We start from the raw sequence: 3,534 nt of genomic DNA on the forward strand, positions 1-3,534 counted from the left end.
ACGTTGCCGATGCTGACGTTGCCTTTGACCTGGCGCACGTCGGCGTCGCCGGAGCCCAGCGTTTCCAGCGTGACGTTGCCCTGCACGCCGTCCAGTTCGAGGTCGCCCGACCCCACCGTGCCGACCTTCGCGTTGCCGCGCAGGTTGCGTGCCTTGAAGTCGCCCGAACCCACCGACAACAGGTTGAGCGAACCGGCGCCGTCCAGGGTCACATCGCCGGAGCCGATCGCGGCGGTGACCGCGCCCTTGATGTTGTGCAGGGCGATGTCGCCCGAGCCGACGTCGGCGCTGAGCGAGTGCGCGCCGGTGACGCTGACGTCGCCCGAGCCGACCTTCAGCTGCACCAGCAGGGTGTCCGGCACGCTGCCGCGCAGGTCCAGGTAGGCGTAGTTGCTGCCGCCGATGTTGATGCTGAGGTTCTGCTTCTCGCGTTGCAGGCGCACTACCAGCTTGTCGCCCACCTTCTGCTGGGTCACGGTGAGCTGGCGCAGCCAGTCCGCGTTGGAGGCGCAGGCGCGGCCACTGAGCTGTGCGGCGCCGCCCCCGGCGGTGAGCACCAGATCGTGCTGGTTGACCTCGAACACCACCGCCTTGGCACCGGCCAAGTCGAGCTTGAGGTCGCGCGGTTCATTGAACTTGCACTGCGGCTGTTCGGCCAGGGCCGACAGCGGCAGCAACAGCAGGGAAGCAACAGCGAGCATGCGGATCATGTGCGGCTCCTTGAGTGAATCGATCAGATCTCGCCGGCGCGGCGGCGCAGGCGGATGGCGACGATGATGAAGACCACGCCCACTGCGGCACCGATCCAGATATCGGGCAGGCTCAACGCGGTCAGCTGGTTCGCCGGGGCCAGCGCGGCCACCAGGTTGTCACGGTCGCCGATCACCGCGCGCAGCTCATCGGCGCGGTAGAACACGTCGCTGCCCGGCAGGGTACCCAGCAACAGGCGGCCGACGATGTGCTTCCAGAACCAGCCGCTGGTGCTGTCGAAGGCGTTCATCAGGTGCGTGGTGCTGACGATGATGCCGGCAAACAGCGGCAGCATCACCGCCCACAGGAACGGCTTGGTCTTGGCCCAGGCCGAGCACATCAGCAGCCAGCCCACGCTCGGCAGTGCCCACAGCAGGTACACGGGCAGCCAGGACAGGTGGCCGGCGGCGATCGCCAGCGGGCTGGCCGGGCCCCAGATCAGGGTCATCGGGTCGCCGCCATGGCTGAGCACCACCACGCTGATGATCAGCAGGAAGCCGAACATGGTCAGGATCGAGGCGAGCACCGCGATCACCGGGGCCACCAGCAATGCGCTCAATGCCTTGGACAGCACAGTCTGGGTGTCCGACAGCGGCAGCGACTTCCAGAACAGGATGCTGCGGTCGCGGCGATCGTCGTACAGCGCACCCAGGCAGTAGAAGAACACCACGAAGGCCAGCACGATGAACGGCCACAGCGAGCTCAGCAGCAGGGTCAGGTCCAGGCCGTTGGCCAGGTTGTGCAGCGCCTCGGCGTCCAGCTTCTTCGTCAGCAGGGCCAGGTCCAGCCCGTTGACGTTGACGCTTTCATTGTCGATCACCAGGCCGCCGCTCTTGGCCGCGCGGTTCATGGCCAGCAGCCCGAACAGAATGCCGATCAGGCTCATCACCAGCGAAATCGCGCCGGCGATCAGCGGGGCGTACAGGAACCCGCCGCGGTTTTCCCAGTACTCGCGCTTGAGCATCCACTTGAAGGTGCTGGCCTTGCTGATGGGGTGGTAGTGGACGGTGTTCATGCGTAGGTTCCCTTCATGATGGCCACGAACAGGTCCGCCAGCCCCGGGCTGCGGATCTCGCCCAGGGGCGTGAGCTGGGCGCGCGGCACCCCGTCGAACAACAGCACGGTCTTGCCGAACGGCAGGGCACGCTCGTCGATGGGCTGCAGGGCGCGCGCGGCCTCCAGCGACTCGGCCGACACCAGCACTTCGCTGTAGCGCTCGCCGATGTCTTCCATGTCGGTGGTGAGCACGATGCGGCCGTCGCGGATGAACATCACGTCGGTGAGGATGTGCTCGATCTCTTCCACCTGGTGGGTGGTGACGATGATGGTCTTCTGCTCGTCGAAGTAATCCTCCAGCAGGCGCTGGTAGAACTCCTTGCGATACAGGATGTCCAGGCCCAGGGTCGGCTCGTCCAGCACCAGCACCTTGGCATCGATGGCCATCACCAGCGCCAGGTGCAGCTGCACGATCATGCCCTTGGACAGTTCGCGCACGCGCTGCTTGGGCTGCAGCTTGGTCGAGGCCAGGAAACGCTCGCAGCGGGCGCGGTCGAAGCGCGGGTGGGTGCCGGCGACGAAGTCGATCGCTTCGCGCACCTTCATCCAGCGCGGCAGCACCGCCACGTCGGCGATGAAGCACACATCGTTCATCAGCGCGTTGCGCTGCACGGCCGGGTCCAGCCCCAGCACCTGCAGTTCGCCTTCCACCGTGGTCAGGCCCAGCAGCGCCTTGAGCAGGGTGGTCTTGCCGGCGCCGTTGGGGCCGATCAGGCCGGTGATCCGGCCCGGGGCGATGGTGAAGCTGGTGTTGTCCAGCGCCACGGTCTGCTTGTAGGCCTTGCGCAGGCCACGGGCGGAAATGACGACATCACTTGCAACGGCATTCATGAGGATTTCCCCTGGGGCAGCAATTCGTCGATATTCAGGCCCAGGCGCTGGATGCGTTCCAACACCAGTGGCCATTCTTCATTGAGGAACCGGTCGCGCTCGCTGCTGCGCAGCTGCGTGGCCGCTTCCTCGGTCATGAACATGCCCAGCCCGCGGCGCTTCTCGACCAGGCCCTCGTCAGCCAGTTCCTGGTAGGCGCGCGAAACGGTGATGGGGTTGAGCTGGTACTCGGCGGCGACCTGTCGGACCGAAGGCAGGGCGTCGCCAGGCTTGATGATGCCGTCAAGCATCATGGCAATCACGCGCTCTTTCAGCTGACGGTAGATCGGAGCACCATCGCTCCATTGGATATCGCTCATGGTCAGCTCCGTGGGTTCAGCGACTGTGCGAATGAGAAGTAAGGCATGGACAGGGAGCTGTGCAGCCGGCGGGGGGGCGTGGGGGCGCCGTTGGCGTTCCCTGCCTGGAGTACGCCTGCGTCCTGCGGGCTTTCAAACGCACCGGTGGCAGCGGCACTGCCGAGGTCACCGGCGGGGGTGCCAAGCCAGCCGAGCAGCAACAGCGCGGAGGCGGCGGTGACAGCTGTGGCGGACTGGCGGCGGCGCATGCGGTTCATGGGCTTCCCCTGCATCAGGTGACTGGTGTTGTATGCAACTATAACACCGGCACGCCGGAGTGCAACAGGTGGCCACCCCCAACTGATGGCAGGGGTATGACAGCGGACGCGCTGTGAGTTCAACGTATTGATTTCTATGACGATGTTTTGATTTCCTGACGGCTTGGTGGGCCATCGTCCATTCAGTCTGGTCAATGGTAGGTGAGCGGACGCCTCTATTCAGGTTCTGGGGCAGACCGCCACACTCGGCAAGTCGGCACCGATCAGGGGCTCGGCGGGCG

Annotated in this window: 4 protein-coding genes; all 4 read right to left on the reverse strand. The window is 65.6% G+C overall.

Annotated elements, in window-relative coordinates; all coding sequences use genetic code 11:
• Positions 1 to 710, reverse strand: a 710-nt coding sequence (locus tag DBR34_RS07585; RefSeq protein ID WP_128096334.1) for a DUF4097 family beta strand repeat-containing protein, incomplete at its 3' end; no start/stop codon positions are given.
• Between the two features lie 23 nt (positions 711 to 733).
• Entirely contained in the window at positions 734 to 1,765 is a 1,032-nt protein-coding gene (locus DBR34_RS07590) for a hypothetical protein (RefSeq protein WP_128096335.1), read from the reverse strand.
• Positions 1,762 to 2,637: an ABC transporter ATP-binding protein gene (locus DBR34_RS07595; RefSeq protein ID WP_128096336.1), complete on the reverse strand. Its 876-nt coding sequence runs from the start codon at positions 2,635 to 2,637 to the stop codon at positions 1,762 to 1,764. The genes DBR34_RS07590 and DBR34_RS07595 overlap by 4 nt, the downstream gene beginning before the upstream one ends.
• Positions 2,634 to 2,996: a GntR family transcriptional regulator gene (locus tag DBR34_RS07600; RefSeq protein ID WP_128096337.1), complete on the reverse strand. Its 363-nt coding sequence runs from the start codon at positions 2,994 to 2,996 to the stop codon at positions 2,634 to 2,636. The genes DBR34_RS07595 and DBR34_RS07600 overlap by 4 nt, the downstream gene beginning before the upstream one ends.
• Between the last annotated feature and the right edge of the window lie 538 nt (positions 2,997 to 3,534).

Source organism: Stenotrophomonas sp. HMWF003 (assembly GCF_003061285.1).
GTDB classification, from domain to species: Bacteria; Pseudomonadota; Gammaproteobacteria; order Xanthomonadales; family Xanthomonadaceae; genus Stenotrophomonas; species Stenotrophomonas maltophilia_AP.